At 68.4% G+C, this 12,644-nt stretch carries 9 protein-coding genes; 2 read left to right on the top strand and 7 right to left on the bottom strand.

The window, feature by feature from the left end; all coding sequences use genetic code 11:
• The first annotated feature begins 323 nt into the window (after nucleotides 1-323).
• A complete protein-coding gene (locus AC57B5_RS22805; RefSeq protein WP_496400389.1) occupies nucleotides 324-2,015 on the top strand; it encodes an outer membrane protein assembly factor BamB family protein in 1,692 nt (563 codons plus the stop codon).
• Between the two features lie 162 nt (nucleotides 2,016-2,177).
• On the opposite strand, the gene AC57B5_RS22800 is transcribed toward AC57B5_RS22805, so the two are convergent.
• From AC57B5_RS22800 to AC57B5_RS22770, 7 genes are all read right to left on the bottom strand, one after another.
• Nucleotides 2,178-2,531, bottom strand: a complete 354-nt coding sequence (locus AC57B5_RS22800) for an energy transducer TonB (RefSeq protein WP_099732732.1) — start codon at nucleotides 2,529-2,531, stop codon at nucleotides 2,178-2,180.
• A gap of 79 nt (nucleotides 2,532-2,610) precedes the next feature.
• Entirely contained in the window at nucleotides 2,611-4,965 is a 2,355-nt protein-coding gene (locus AC57B5_RS22795; protein WP_496400388.1) for an ATP-dependent DNA helicase, read from the bottom strand.
• On the bottom strand, nucleotides 4,962-6,638 hold the full coding sequence (locus AC57B5_RS22790; protein WP_496400387.1) for a VRR-NUC domain-containing protein: 1,677 nt from the start codon (nucleotides 6,636-6,638) through the stop codon (nucleotides 4,962-4,964). Before AC57B5_RS22790 ends, AC57B5_RS22795 begins: the two co-directional genes overlap by 4 nt.
• 109 nt (nucleotides 6,639-6,747) lie before the next feature.
• Nucleotides 6,748-7,560: an SDR family NAD(P)-dependent oxidoreductase gene (locus AC57B5_RS22785; RefSeq protein WP_496400386.1), complete on the bottom strand. Its 813-nt coding sequence runs from the start codon at nucleotides 7,558-7,560 to the stop codon at nucleotides 6,748-6,750.
• A gap of 82 nt (nucleotides 7,561-7,642) precedes the next feature.
• Nucleotides 7,643-9,502 (bottom strand): CocE/NonD family hydrolase, encoded by a 1,860-nt coding sequence (locus tag AC57B5_RS22780; RefSeq protein WP_496400385.1) that lies wholly within the window; start codon nucleotides 9,500-9,502, stop codon nucleotides 7,643-7,645.
• A gap of 11 nt (nucleotides 9,503-9,513) precedes the next feature.
• Nucleotides 9,514-10,479 (bottom strand): Bug family tripartite tricarboxylate transporter substrate binding protein, encoded by a 966-nt coding sequence (locus AC57B5_RS22775; RefSeq protein ID WP_496400384.1) that lies wholly within the window; start codon nucleotides 10,477-10,479, stop codon nucleotides 9,514-9,516.
• A 36-nt stretch (nucleotides 10,480-10,515) separates the two neighbouring features.
• A complete protein-coding gene (locus tag AC57B5_RS22770) occupies nucleotides 10,516-11,532 on the bottom strand; it encodes a porin (RefSeq protein WP_012207617.1) in 1,017 nt (338 codons plus the stop codon).
• Between the two features lie 165 nt (nucleotides 11,533-11,697).
• Here AC57B5_RS22770 and AC57B5_RS22765 point away from each other — a divergent pair, with 165 nt between their 5' ends.
• A complete protein-coding gene (locus tag AC57B5_RS22765) occupies nucleotides 11,698-12,624 on the top strand; it encodes a LysR family transcriptional regulator (RefSeq protein ID WP_207442446.1) in 927 nt (308 codons plus the stop codon).
• The last annotated feature ends 20 nt before the right edge of the window (nucleotides 12,625-12,644 follow it).

Genomic DNA, 12,644 nt, shown 5'->3' with positions numbered 1-12,644 from the left:
TTTCATCATGCGGAGTGCTCCAACAGCACTGACCCGTCCCCACGCAAGCAGAGAGGGTCACCGGGGCTTGGGCATCAGTCAATCGTTGCTCCCGACAGCTTGACCCGCTTCTGGTCCTCGACCAGCCTGGACTGAAAGCAGGTCGGCGCCAACCGCTAATCAACGACGCGATGCCCAGCGCCGGCCTGGACGCCTGGGGCAGTCTGGAGGGAGGCCACTCGGCAATATCGAGGCACAATCGCGGCTTTGCGCCATGACCGTGTTTTCATTCCCGAAAGTAGCGACCTAGGGACGACTTGGCGTGAGCGACGAAGGCAAATGAAATGAAAAATGCAATAGGTATCTTGATTGCCCTGATTCTGACGGCTTGTGGTGGTGGAGGCGGAGGCAGCACCGAGAATCCACCTCCCGTGGTCAATCCACCCACCGAGCCGGGCAATGGCGGCAATGGCGGCAATGGCGGCAATGGCGGCAATGGCGGCAATGGCATTCTGACATTCGACCCTCCCCGGCTGGAGGCTACTGTCATGCAGGCAGAGTCGCTGACGCTGCAAGTCGTCGGCACCGCCTCCTCCAGCATCCAGGAACAATTGAATCTGCGGCTGGAAGTCACGGCTGACTTCTCTCCCGAAGTGGCGTTGGAGCAGTTGGGTGCCCGCCAGTATCGGGCCCGACTCAAGATCTCCGAGAGCGCAGCCAGCGGCAAGCGCTCAGGCTTCATCAACGTATCTCTCTGCCGCGATGACCCCACTGTCTGCGCCTCCCCCTATCCAGGATCGCCCTGGAAGCTGCCCTACCAACTCAACATCATCTCGACTTCAGATAATCTGAAGCCGCTGAGCAAGCTCGATGGCGCCTCGACTTGGTCCAATTTCCAAGGCAATGCGGGGCACACAGGCTATGTCGCAACGAGCAAGTGGCTTGATCCTGCGAACTTCAGCCTGCGCTGGATGCGGGCCAAGTCCACGGGAGCGGATGGCTCCAGCAGTGAAATGCTGACCACCGGTTCGCACGTGGTCTTCAACGGCGACTCAGGCGCTGACGAGGCCGTCGTAGCGCTGAACGAGGCCGACGGCAACGTCGCCTGGACACGGCCTCTCCCCTTTTTCGGTAATCCGGTGCTTTCCGCCGGCCATGTCGTGTCCCAGGTGCGGTCGTTCCAATCGTCACTGAAGACTCTGGATGCCGCTACCGGAGCCATCGTGGCAGAGGAAAAGCCGGTGACAACCGGCCGTGAATCCAGCCTCTGGCTTACCGGAGATGCCGATTCCGTCTATGTTGGCGAGCAGCAGCGCCGTGTGGATGCCGCGACCGCCACGGTGCGCTGGATGGAGCCTGAGCTTCCCATCTTCTATCAAGGCGAGCGCGTGGACGCCGTCGATGCCCAGCATGTCTATTCGATGCAGAAAAATGTCTCGGCTCAAGCGGAAGCCAGCTTGGTGATCAAGCGGCGCGAGGACGGCGGTCGGGCCATCGTGCTGGACGATCCCCAGAACATCCCGTACGCCTTCACGGAGAAAGCCCCCAGCACCACGGTGCTGGATGGCGCTGACCGGGTACTCGCCGCGCGCTACGGCTACAGCGAAATCACGATCAGCAGCTTTTCAATCTCACAGAAAAAGCGCCTGTGGACCATGAAGAAGAACTTCCTCAGCGTCCCGATCGTGGCCAACGGAGTGGCTTATCTGGTCTTCGATCCGTTCAGATCAGGCGAGCCAAGGCAATTGCACGCCTATGCGGGCGATAGCGGAGCTCTGCTGTGGTCCATGCCGCTGACGGGCGACAACAATCCCATCAACATCAACGGCCTCACCTACCAAGTCGTTGCCGTCAACAACCTGATTTTCATATCCAATCTGTCAGCCGAAAAGGGCAACTACACCCACGCAGTGGACCCAGCGACCCGCAAGATAGTCTGGCAGTTGCCGGCCAGCGGACGCTTGGCCGTATCCGACAACGGCCTGCTCTACATCGCCAGACCCAATAAGAGCCTGCTGGCCATCAATCTGCAGTGAGGTAAAGGTGAACCTACAGCGCCGAACAGGCGGACGCTGCAGGGAGCAATGCAGTGGGCCATGCAGTGAATGCCCGGGAAGCGACAACCCTTGTTGAGGCTTGCACCCTCTACAACATCGGCCCCCGCATGGCTCAGACCCGGCACACACTTGGCAGGCCCGCTATTTCAGCAGGAAGGTGACGGGCACGCGCGTCCACATGCTGTCCGGCACGCCGTCGCGCGTGCCGGGGATAAAGCGCCACGTCCGCACGGCGTCCAGCGCCTCCTGGTCGAGCAGAGGATAGCCGCTGCTGTCTGCCACATCCACGGCCAGTGCCTTTCCGCTGGCGCCCACCAGAACCCGCAGCACCACCTTGCCTTCCTGCTCCAGCCGCCTGGCTTCCTTGGGATAGGCCGGCATCTTGTTCTCGCTGGCCTGCCTGTCAGGCACAGGCTGCACCACGCCTGCCGCAGCCGGGCCACCGGCCAGCAGGCCCAGGGTCAATGCAAGGATGGCGCAGCGCATGCGGGGCATTCGGAAGGCTCCTGGATGGGGACGGGATGGGGGACTGGATGGGTATGGGATGGCAGTCGTGGACTGGTGCGGCCCCGGATCATCGCATGCCCTCCACCCGCCACCAGCGCGGCAGCAGCGCCTGCACCTCGCCGCGCCGATAGCGGTCGTCGATGAGAAAGACCACGCCGCGGTCGCGCTCGCTGCGGATGACGCGGCCTGCGGCCTGGACCACCTTGCGCAGCCCCGGGTAGAGGTAGCTGTAGTCATAGCCCTTGTCCGCGCCGAACTGGCGATCCATGGCGCGCTTCATCTCTTCGTTCACGGGATTGACCTGGGGCAGGCCCAGCGTGGCCACGAAGGCGCCGATGAGGCGCTCGCCGGGCAGGTCCACGCCCTCGGAGAACGCCCCGCCCAGCACGGCGAAGCCCACGCCCTGACCGGCTTCGGTGAAGCGGGCCAGGAAGGCCGCGCGACCCTCCTCGTCCATGGACGGGGTCTGCAGCCAGACCGGCAGATCGGGATGCGCGCGCTGCAGGCATTCGGCCACGCGCTGCAGGTAGTCGAAGCTGCTGAAAAAGCACAGGTAGTTGCCGGGCCGGCGCGCGTACTGCGCGGCCACGAGGTCGGCGATGGGCCGCAGCGAACGGTCGCGGTCGCGGTAACGCGTGGAGATGTGGCCGGCCACCTGCACATCGAGCTGGTCGGCCTGGAAGGGCGAGTCGGCCTCCAGCCAGTGCGTGCCTTCGGGCAGGCCCAGGATGTCGCGGTAGAAGTGCGGCGGGCTCAGCGTGCCCGAGAACAGCACCGAGGCATGGGCCGCCGCATGGCGTGCCGCCAGGTGGGGCGCGGGCACCACGCAGCGTATGCACAGCGTGGAGGCCGGCGCGCGACGGAGACCTGGGCGCCCGGGCAGCAGGTGGACATCGAACAGCGCATGGCCGCCGAACTGCTCGGCCAGCGCCATGAACTGCAGCGCCTCCCAGTAGAAATCCAGCACCGGGTCGCCGGGCAGCATGGGGCTGTCGGCATTGGCGTCGGCGATGGCGGCCACGGCGCGCTGCACGGTGCCCAGCAGGCCTGCGGGCACTTCCTCATGGGCCTGGTAGCTGGCGGTCTGCTCCCTGTTCAGCGCGCTCCAGCTGCGGCTGAGCCGGTCCAGCGCCTTGCGCACGGCACCGGTGGCCGACTTGCGGGCGGCCGCCAGGGCGAACTGCGACAGCTCGGCCGTGTACATGCGGCGCGCGCGCTCGAGCAGGTTGTGGGCCTCGTCCACCAGCACACCCACCTTCCATTGCTGGGCCTGGGTGAGCGCGTACAGCATGGCGGCGCTGTCGTAGAAGTAGTGGTAGTCGGCCACGACCACGTCGCTCCAGCGCACCAGTTCCTGGGCCAGGTAGTAGGGGCAGATGTCGTGCGCCAGCGCCACGGCACGCACGGCAGGCGGGTCCCAGGGCGCCTGCTGCAGCGCGGCGGCTCGCGCGGCGGGCAGCCGGTCGAAGAAGCCGCGCGCCAGCGGGCAGGAGTCGCCGTGGCAGGCCTTGTCGGGATGCTCGCAGGCCTTGTCGCGCGCCAGGATGGCGAGCACGCGCAGCCTTGCGGGTGGCGCGGGTGGCGAGGGCGGAGGTTGTGGCGCAGCCGGTTCCTGCGGCGGTGGCTGGTGCTGCTCGGCGATCTGCCGGTTCACGCTGGCCAGCGCCTGCAGCGCCAGGCCATGGCCCGTGCCCTTGGCCGTGAGGAAGAACAGCCGGTCCAGGCCCTGGTCGGGCATGGCCTTGAGCATGGGGAAGATGGTGCCCAGCGTCTTGCCGATGCCCGTGGGCGCCTGCGCCATCAGGCATTGGCCGCCCTGCTGCGCGCGCGCCACGCGGTAGACGGACACGGCCAGCTCGCGCTGGCCCGCGCGAAAGCCCTGCATGGGAAAGCGCAGCGCGGCCAGCGCCGCCTCGCGCGCCGCGCGGTGGGCGGCCTCGCTGCGCGCCCAGTCCAGGAACAGCGCGCATTGCTGCTCGAAGAAGGCGCGCAGCGTGGCCGCGTCTTCCTCCTGCACCAGCACGGTTTCCTCCGAGTTGCCCACGTTGAAATACACCAGCGCCACGCGCAGCCGCTGCAGGCTGCGCGCCTGGCACAGCAGATGGGCGTAGATGCGCGCCTGGGCCCAGTGCAGGGCGCGGTGGTGGGCGCGCACGCCCTCGATCTGGCCCCGGTAGGTCTTGATTTCCTCGAGCTGGCCAGCCTGGGCGTCGAAGCCGTCGGCACGGCCGCGCACGCGCAGGTCGCCGTACTCACCGGCCAGGCTGATCTCGGTCTCGTAGTCCTTGCCCCTGCGCGACTGCACCAGGCTGTGGCCGGCCATGCCCTCCAGCGCGCTGGGCGCGGGCGTGAAGCGCAGGTCCAGGTCGCCCGCGCGTGCCGTGAACTCGCACAGCGCGCGCACGGCCACGGTGTAGCTCACGCGGCCTCTCCCAGCGGCTGGCCGCGCCACTGCACATGGCACACGCGCACGGGAATGCCGTGCTCGGCACAGTACTGCAGCCAGCGGATCTGGTTGTCCTGCAGCTTGTCGCCGGGGGCCTTGGCCTCGACCAGTTCGTAACGGCGCTCGGCCGGCCAGAAACGCACCAGATCGGGAAAGCCCGTGCGGTTGGCCTGCACGTCGCGCAGCAGCCGCGCAAAGAACAGCTTGAGGTGGGCGGCCGGAATGCAGTCCAGCGCCAGCGCCAGCAGCGGCGCGCTCAGCGTGCCCCAGAACACGAAGGGCGACTGCAGGCCCTGCTTGTCGGCATGGCGCTGCACGATGACCTCGCGCCAGCTGCCATCGTCCAGATGCGCCAGGCATTCCTCAAACAAGGCTGCGCGGCGCTGCACGAAGTCGGGTGCGGACAGGTCGGCCGGGCCGCTCTGGAACGGGTGGAAGAAAGCGCCCGGCAGCGGCGCGAAGATGGCCGGCCAGCACAGCAGGCCGAACAGCGAGTTGATGAGCGCGTTCTCCACATAGAACACCGGCGCGGCGTCGCTGTGCCAGTGGTCGCGCAGTACGTATTCGACCGATGCGGGCCGCGCCGGCAGCTCCAGCTCCACGTCCATGCGCATCTGCGCCACCACGGGCGCCAGCGCCGCCGCACGCCCGCGCGCGCCCTGCCCCAGGCTGCGGCGCAGGCGCGGCAGCATGCGCGCCACGCGCTGCAGCTCCTCGTCGCTCTCGGGCTGGGCCTGGGCGGCCTGGGCCAGCGCCATGGCATCGGCAAAGCGCTCCATGCGCTCGTACACGCGCATGCGCCGGTGGCGGGCGCCGGGGTAGCGGCTTTGCGCATAGGCCTGCTCGGCACGCTCCCAGTCCTGCATGCGCTCGCAGGCCTGGCCTATGCGCAGCAGCACCTTGGCGCGGCGCTGCTCCAGCCAGGCATTGCCGCTGGCGCAGCCGGCGACCTGCTGCAGCAGCGCATCGATCTCCACGCCCTCATCCAGCGCCGCGCGGCAGGCCTGCAGGGCCAGGTAGCCATCGACATCGTCGCGCGACTGGAAGGCACGCGAGGCCGCATCGAAGGCCACGGCCTCGTAGCGGAACACGCCCAGGTCGGCCAGCACGAATTCCGACCAGTCCTGGTAGAGATTGCCGAAGAACATCAGCCGAAAGCGCTCGCACAGCGCACCCACCATCACGCGCCAGGCGGCTTCGCCGGCTCCGACGCCCTGGGGCTGCCACTGCGCATAGGGCCTGGGCGCCTCATGCAGGGGCTGCAGGGCCTGCAAAAGCTCGGCCTTGCGCAGGCCTGAATGAACGGGTGCGCCTGCGAACAGCTGCAGCAGCTCGGGCTTGGTGTGCAGCGCAAACAGCTCCTCCAGCGCGATGGGGTGGTCCGCGTCCAGCCAGCCCAGCTCCAGCAGGGGCGCGGCTGCCTCGGCAATGCCGGGAATCTCTTCGTACACCAGCTTGCCGGCCCGAAACCACGGCCCGCGCCGCATCAGCAAACGCACCATCAGCGCCTGCGAGGGCTGGGGCAGCTGCGTGAAACGGGTGAGGAATGCCTGCTCGGGCGCGTCCAGCAGATCGCCGTAACGCTGGCCAATCCAGTCCAGCGCGCGCTGGAAGTTGTGCAGGTAGTAGAAGCGGTGGGGAGGGAGCATGGGCCTGGCAGATCGGGCAGCCAGGCCGCTCGAAAACTGTATCTTTATACAGTCATCATATCAAACCCGGTAGTGCTCACTTCGCGCAACGGACTTGCCCCGGGCAGGCTCATCCGGCCAGGAAGCCGCCATCGGTCGCCAGGCAGTGCCCGACCACAAAGGCCGCCTCGTCCGACATCAGCCAGACGACGGCCGTGGCCACCTCCTGCGGATGGCCCATGCGCCGCAGCGGCAGGCCCGCCGCCACGGCATGCATGTCGGCAATGCCCGAGCCCAGCATCATGTCCGTGACCACGCGGCCAGGGGCAACGGCATTGATGCGGATGCCGCGCGGCGCGTACTCCATGGCGGCGGCGCGGGTCAGCGACAGGGCCGCAGCCTTGGAGGCCCCGTACAGCGACAGGCCCGGATTGGGATTGCGTATGCCGCTGACGCTGGTGTTGTTCACGATGGTGCCGCCGCCCGTGGCCAGCATGGCCGCCAGTTCATGGCGCATGGCGTGGAAGACCGCACGCACATTCGTGTCGAAGACCTGGGAGAAGACCGCGTCATCCTGCTCGGCCAGCGCGGCACGGCGCTCCTGGAAGCCCGCATTGTTGAAGGCCGCGTCCAGCCGCCCGAAGCGCGCCACGGCCTGCTCCACCACCGCCGCCATGTCCTCCTGCCGCGTTGCATCGCAGGCCAGAAAAAGGCCGTCTGCCCCTCGCTGCCGGATTTCCTGCTCCAGCTCCAGGCCCAGCTCACGGCGGCGCCCCGTGACCACCACGGCGGCGGCGCCCTCCTCGGCCATGCGCAGGGCGGTGGCCCGGCCTATGCCGCTGGTGGCGCCCACCACCAGGCAGACACGCCCCCGGAGCCGCCCAGATGGTACAAGGGCCGGCAGGGGGCCGGCCAGTTCCAACTGACGCTGCTGCATGTCCATGGCGATGTTCCTTCGCAATTTGGTTGCATGGTACAACCAAATTGCGAAACATGCCAGGCAGCCAAACCCGCGTGTTCCCCGCCTAGACCGCCACCACCGGCAGCACGATGCGCGAGGCATGGCAGCCGCCCAGATGCAGGCTGTTGACCGCCACCTGCCTGGGCCCCGCACTGCCCTCGGGCGCGCCGGTGTTGGGGTTCACGTCGAAGCGCGGGAAGTTGCTGCTGGAGATGTCCAGGCGGATGCGGTGGCCCTTGCGGAACAGGTTGGAGGTGGGCATGGGCTCGATGGTGATGGCCACCACCTCGCCGGGCGTCATCAGCTCGGGCTGCTCCCATGAGTTGCGGTAGCGGCAGCGCAGGATGCCGTCGGTGATGTTCATCGCATAGCCCTGCGGATGGTCGGCGCTGGGCGGGTACTGGTCGATGAGCTTGGCGGTGAAGTCCGTGTCGGGCGCGGACGAGGACACCTGCAGCTCGATGGTGATGGTGCCCGTGACCTCCAGGTCTTGCTGCAGCGGCTCGGTCTGGAACACCAGCACGTCGCCGCGCTCGGACAGCGGGCCGTAGGGCGGGCGGGCGGCGAAGGTGCTCTCGTGCGTGACCTGGTCGTAGGCGCCTGCGAACATCAGCGGCTCACCCGAGGTGGTGGAGCCGCCCAGGGTGGGCACGGGGCAGGCCGGGTCAAAGCGGTAGCTGCGCACGCCCGGCTGCGGCGCGGGCTCGCGGGCCAGCCTGCCGTCGGCGTGCAGGTGCCAGGCCGTGGGCTGCGTGCCGGGCACGGGCCAGTGGTCGGCGCTGCGCCAGGCCCCGCCGTGGTCCAGCCGGCCCTGGGCCGTGCGCGCGCCCGATCCGCCGCCCATGCGGAAGTAGCGCACGGCGGCTTGCTGGCGCGCGGGCATGGGCCGGCCCTTGAGCCAGTGGTCGAACCAGGCCAGGCGCATGGCCACGTAGTCGTCGGCCAGCGCGCCGTCGAGCACGGCATCGGGCCCGAAATCCACATCGCCCGCATGCGGGACGCTGCGCTCGCCATGGGTCCAGGGGCCCAGCACCATGCGGACCCGGCCATTGCCGCGCGACAGGCCCAGGTAGTTGTCCGTGGTGGTCTGCGCATACGGGTCCCACCAGCCGCACATCAGCATCACGGCCAGGCCGTCGAAGGCGCCGTAGTGGCCGGCAGCGTACAGCTCGGGCTGGCGCCAGTAGTCGTCAAAGCTGCCGCGCTCCCACTGGCTGAACAGGTAGTCCTCGTACTCGGGCGCCCACTGCAGCGGCGAGTCGCCGCGCGACCAGGGCAGGCGCAGGCACCACTGGCCGATGTCGGCCTGCTCCAGCGCCTGGCGCGCTGCGGGCTCCAAGTGGTTGCTGCCGCTGCGCGCATTGCGAAGGGCCCAGACGGCCTGCTTCAGCTCGAAGGCACCGCCGTGGCGTATGCCGCCCCGGTAGGCATTCGCAAAGCCGCCGCATTCCAGGAACATGGCCTTGAGGCCCGGCGGCCTCTGCGTGGCCAGCGCAGTCTGCGTGTGCGCGGCGTAGGACAGGCCGTAGGTACCCACGCTGCCGTTGCACCAGGGCTGCACCATGATCCATTGCAGGGTGTCGGCGCCATCGTGGGCCTCGCCCAGGTATTTGGTGAACTGGCCTTCGGAGCCGAAGCGGCCCCGGCAGTCCTGCACGACCACGGCATAGCCTTCGCGCGCAAAGCGGGCCGCCACCTCGCCCCGGCGCATGGGAAGGGGGTTGGCCGCGCTGCGCTCGCGGCGCGTTTCCTCGTTCTTGCCGTAGGGCGTGCGCTCCAGCAGCACGGGCAGCGGGCCGGGATGGTAGGGGCCGAGGCTCTCGGGCAGATACAGGTCGGTGGCCAGGCGCACGCCGTCGCGCATGGGCACGACGAGGCTATGGCGGACCACGCCGCCCAGGCGGGTGATTGATGTGTTGCTCATTCTGCTGGCGCTCAGTCGAGCTTGAGGTTGCGTTCCTTGACCAGCTTGGCCCAGCGCGCCGTGTCTTCCTGCATGAAGCGCGCCAGCTCCTGGAGCGTGGTGGGCGCGGGCTCGGCGCCCTGTGCCTCCAGAGACTTGGCCACTTCACGGTCCTGCAGCGAGCGCACCAGCGCGGCATTGACCTTGGCCACCACCGCAGGCGGCGTGCCGGTGGGCGCGAACAGCGCATACCAGATGTCGTATTCGAAGTCCTTGACGCCCGCCTCGGCCATGGTGGGCACCTGCGGCAGCGCACGCGAGCGCGTGGCGCTGGCCACGGCCAGCGGCGTGAGCTTGCCGGCCTTGATCTGCAGCACCACGCTGGGCACGGCATTGATGCCCAGCTGCACATGGCCGCCCACCAGTTCGTTGACGGCGGGCGCGCCGCCCTTGTAGGGGATCTGCAGCATGCGCGTGCCCGTGGCGGCCTGGAACATTTCCATGGACAGATGGCCTGGCGTGCCGTTGCCGCTGGAGCTGTAGTTCAGCGCACCGGGGTTCTTGCGCGCCAGCGCCACCAGCTCCTGCACGGTGCTCACATTGAGGCTGGGGTGCGTGGTGAGGATGGGCACGTTGATCAGCACACGCCCCACGGGCACGAAGTCGCGCGAGGGGTTGTAGGACAGCTTGCTGGACAGCAGGGGCGCCGTCACCATGCCCGAGCCCGCGCCCAGCAGCAGGGTGTAGCCATCGGCCGGCGCGGAGGACACCAGCTGGAAACCATGCACGCCGGGGCGGTTGTCGATGACCACGGGCTGGCGCCACAGCTCGGACATCTTGCGGGCCACCACGCGCATGGCGGCATCGGCCGCGGCACCGGCGGGGAACGGCACGACGATGCGCACGGGCTTTTCCGGGAATTCGGCCGCATGGCCGGGCAAGGGCGCAAGGCCCAGTGCCAGGAAAGCCATGGACAGGAAGCGTTGGAAGTGGGTCATGGGAATCTCCATTCTTGATGCGGGTGTGCAGGACGGTCAGAAGTCATGGCGCACGCCCGCGCCGATGGCGCGCACGGCCACGTTGGGGCGGCTGGAGTCCACGCCGTCGTGGTCCACGAAGGCCTGCAGTTCGGTGCGCTTGGACAGCGCATAGGTATAGGCCAGCTGCTGGCGCCTGCGCTTGCCGGTCAGCGAGGTCTGCACGTCGCGCTGCATCAGGTTGAGCACCACGGCGTGCGCGCCATGGCGCAGCCGCGTGCCAAGCATCCAGTAGTCCACGTCGGCGCGCGAGACGCCGGGCTTGTGGTTGAAGCGGTCGCGGCCCAGCAGCACATAGGGCTCGATGGCACCAAAGCTGTAGCGCAGGCCCATCTGCCATTTGCTGTCGAACTCGTTGGCCAGCAGGCCCCCGGCGCGCGTGTCCTTGGCGTAGCCCAGGCCGGCCGTCCACGGGCCTGCGGCGTAGCTCAGGCCCAGGTCCAGCGATCTGGCGTCGTCCTCCAGCCCTGGGGCCTTGGCATCGCCGCGCAGGTAGTAGCGCGCACGGAACACCGTGCCGCCCCACGACGGGCTTTGGTAGCCCAGCGAATTGGAGGTGCGGTTGCGCGCATTGAGCATGGAGGTGCCGATGGCCGTGGCCCCGGCGTCATTGGCCGCGAACGAGGTGATGCCCGTGACCTGCGAGTACAGCGGCGAGCCCGTGGGATTGGCCGAGTCCAGCCGGCCCAGGGCCACCGTGCCCAGGCTGCCGCGCAGCGCCACGTAGCTGTTGCGAAAGGCCGGCGTGGTCAGCGAGCCCGTGTCCGCATCCAGCCCCATCTCCATGCCGAACAGCGCCTGCAGGCCGCCGCCCAGCTCCTCCTTGCCGCGAAAGCCCAGGCGCGAGGCGTTGTCGCGCTCTTCCATGGTGGAGCCGGCATTGCCGGTCTTGAGGTGGTTCACGGTCAGCCGGATCTGGCCGTAGACCTGCATGTCCTGCGCATGCGCAATCGGGTGGCCCAGGGCCGCGATGGACAGGCTGCAGACGGCGGCAATGCTTGGCAGGGCCTTCATGGAATCTTGCTCCTTGTGTTGTGCGTGTTCTGACGCCGCCGATTCTCAGGAGCCCCCGCATCCACCACAACGGTATGACGGACGCGTATTACCCTATGCGATTCGTGATGCGCCGTGCGCGCCCCCGGCCGCGCTGCCATCATGCAAGCACCGCCTGTACAACCCATGAATTTCAAGCAACTCGAAGCCTTCCAGGCCATCATGCTCAGCGGCTCCACCACGGGTGCGGCCGAGCGCCTGGGGCTGTCCCAGCCCGGCATCAGCCGCCTGCTGGCCCAGCTGGAGCAGGACCTGGGCCTGCGGCTTTTCATCCGCGAAAAAGGCCGCCTGGTGCCCACGCAGGAGGCCGAGGCCCTGCTGCACGACGCCCAGGTGCTCATGGATTCGGCCCAGTGCTTTCGCCGCCATGCCGAGCAGTTGCGGCTGGGCGGCTTCAAGCGCCGGCTGCTCAAGGTGGCCGTGCCCGGCACCCTGGCCACCTCGCTGATGCCGGCCATTGCCCACCAGTTCATGCAGGCGCATCCCGACGTGGTGCTGGAAGTGCTGTCGGGCTCCTATACCGAGACCGAGCGGGCCCTGCTGAGCCGCGATGCCGACATCGGCCTGGTGCGCCTGCCCATGACCATGCCCGGCCTGCGCACGCGGGCCTGCCTGGAGTCCGAGGCCGTCTGCATCATGCCCAGAGGCCATGCGCTGCAGGCGCTGGACGAGGTGACGCCGTCAGATCTGGTGGACGCCCCGCTGATCCTGCTGGGCCGCCAGCGCGAGATCCGCCAGGAGATCGACATGGCCTTTCGCCATGCGCGCGTGCAGCCGCGCGTGGCCGTGGAGGTGCATTCCGTGGGCGAGGCCTGCGCCCATGTGGCGCAGGGCCTGGGCGTGTCCATGGTCAACGGCCTGCTGGCCAGCTACTGCCAGCCCGGCGCCCTGTCCAGCCGCCCGTTCAGGCCGCGCATCCGCTACCAGCTGGCCATTGCCTCGCTGGAGGCGGCGGCGCCGTCGCCCCTGCAGGACACGCTGATCGCCCTGCTGGTCCAGGCCATCGTGGCCACCGGGCATGCCGCCCCGGTGGGCGACATGCCGAAGGCCTGATGCCCCGATGATGCCGGCCG

The sequence above is a fragment of the Delftia sp. BGA-UO-ETr-SB1 genome (assembly GCF_059567865.1).
This window is presented reverse-complemented; position numbering and strand designations above follow the sequence as displayed.

What these genes read in the sequence shown, in the direction of transcription:
- AC57B5_RS22805 (WP_496400389.1), top strand. Translation starts at nt 324, where the DNA reads ATGAAAAATGCAATAGGTATCTTGATTGCCCTGATTCTGACGGCTTGT.
- AC57B5_RS22800 (WP_099732732.1), bottom strand. Translation starts at nt 2,531, where the DNA reads ATGCCCCGCATGCGCTGCGCCATCCTTGCATTGACCCTGGGCCTGCTG.
- AC57B5_RS22790 (WP_496400387.1), bottom strand. Translation starts at nt 6,638, where the DNA reads ATGCTCCCTCCCCACCGCTTCTACTACCTGCACAACTTCCAGCGCGCG.
- AC57B5_RS22785 (WP_496400386.1), bottom strand. Translation starts at nt 7,560, where the DNA reads ATGGACATGCAGCAGCGTCAGTTGGAACTGGCCGGCCCCCTGCCGGCC.
- AC57B5_RS22780 (WP_496400385.1), bottom strand. Translation starts at nt 9,502, where the DNA reads ATGAGCAACACATCAATCACCCGCCTGGGCGGCGTGGTCCGCCATAGC.
- AC57B5_RS22775 (WP_496400384.1), bottom strand. Translation starts at nt 10,479, where the DNA reads ATGACCCACTTCCAACGCTTCCTGTCCATGGCTTTCCTGGCACTGGGC.
- AC57B5_RS22770 (WP_012207617.1), bottom strand. Translation starts at nt 11,532, where the DNA reads ATGAAGGCCCTGCCAAGCATTGCCGCCGTCTGCAGCCTGTCCATCGCG.
- AC57B5_RS22765 (WP_207442446.1), top strand. Translation starts at nt 11,698, where the DNA reads ATGAATTTCAAGCAACTCGAAGCCTTCCAGGCCATCATGCTCAGCGGC.